Raw genomic sequence first — 1,573 nt, 5'->3', positions numbered from 1 at the left:
CCAGATGCCTCATTCAGATTCTGAATGGCATCATGCAGTTGTAGAAGAAACCGAAGAATAAGGTGTAGAAAATAGGCATTGTCGGGGTCGGAGTCTGTTATGTCAATGTGGGTGAAAATCAGGCGGTCTTCTTCAGCGATGACGACGGTATTCCATGTATGCCCCGGGTATTTCGAAAACAATTCCTTGGTTAGATAAACATTTGCCAATACGTCAGGAAACAGTTGTTTAAGTTGAGCAAAAACAACCACCCCCAATGCCATATATTTATCACAGTCACCCATACCCCTTCGCCAATATTCAGCAATTGAACAACCTTCAGGGAAGGTAAGTGCCAGCTCTCCGTCATCCACAAGTTCGTAGTGAAGCTTTTCTGAAACAATCTTTGCTGTCAGGTGGAGCAAATTATAGATCGTTGGTTTTTTTACATCCTTGGCAGCCTTTTCAACGTACTTGAAAATTTCCGCGTGATCGTCCAGTGAAAAGTGGTACATGTCGTATTGGATAAATATGGAATTAAGCTTGGAAAACAAAGCCTTAGGTAAGGCAATAGGCTCTTTTTTACTCTGGTAGCCCGCAAGGTTACCAAGGTGCTCAAAATGAAGCTGAGTGGTGGGGTATACAGTGCAGGTCTGTTGGTCAGAGATTAAAGACGAGTAGGTGTCCAGGTCAATGCCTCGAAAGTAGAGAGAAATCGCATCGAATAGATCTATGTCTTTCATCTTGGCTTCATGAATAAAGTCAACAGGCACTTTAGAAATGTAGAGAGTTTTTAATTCAATGAACGAGTAGGTGAGTCCTTTGTATCTGGACAGGTCTTCTGTCTTTAGCCTCTGTTTAAATGCATCTTGAAGATAGACCTGATCAGAGTCACTGAATACGAAGAAGAGGTTTTTGTATAAGGAACCTGCAAGATCAGGGGGTATTCTATTTTTGGCGTACTTGATGATAAAGAAGGCCCCATTAATGCCGACTTCGAGGTAGCTATTCGCTGTTTGGGGGCTTAACCGTGCCTCTAGAATTTCATCTATAAAAGCTGGGTCATTAGCCACTTTAGGATGAAACGATGCGACTACTTCCGGAGTAATGTTACGCTGGGTAAAACGGTGAATTTCATACGGACTGACCATTGGGGCTTTCTGAGAAAAAAGAAAGACTTCTTCTGCTGTGGTTCCCACCTCTGTGAGGCGTTCAATATCATAACCGGCCAGCGTGTCGTTCATGCAACGTTCTTCTTGTTCTGTAACATCAGCGTTGACACAGAAACTCATCGTTATGAGTAATACAGCAATCGGCTTGATGGCATGATTTCTAATGTTCATTGATGTAATCCTTTACACTCGGGTTCAATTGTCAATATGACTTTAGAGTCCCGGGAAAGTGTTTGGTTCCTCCGGGAGGGAAATATATGAGCGTTACAGGTAAAGAAGCCGGAAAAGATTGGGGAGATTTTTTCAGCTCATCTATTATTCATGTGTCTGGAGCAGTTGTTATGTCCGGATTGCTTTGATCGTGTGGACAGAAATATTTCTCGTATTCGGTAAGAAAGTATCGCAAATTGAAGTATTTTGAG

General features: G+C 42.3%; 1 protein-coding gene. It reads right to left on the bottom strand.

The features are described 5' to 3' along the window. Positions 1-1,322 (bottom strand): hypothetical protein (locus KDK19_RS04225; RefSeq protein WP_257253315.1); only part of this gene is annotated, 1,322 nt, incomplete at its 3' end. Positions 1,323-1,573 lie beyond the last annotated feature (251 nt).

Source organism: Endozoicomonas sp. ONNA1 (assembly GCF_024606325.1).
Classification (GTDB): domain Bacteria; phylum Pseudomonadota; class Gammaproteobacteria; order Pseudomonadales; family Endozoicomonadaceae; genus Endozoicomonas_A.
This window is presented reverse-complemented; position numbering and strand designations above follow the sequence as displayed.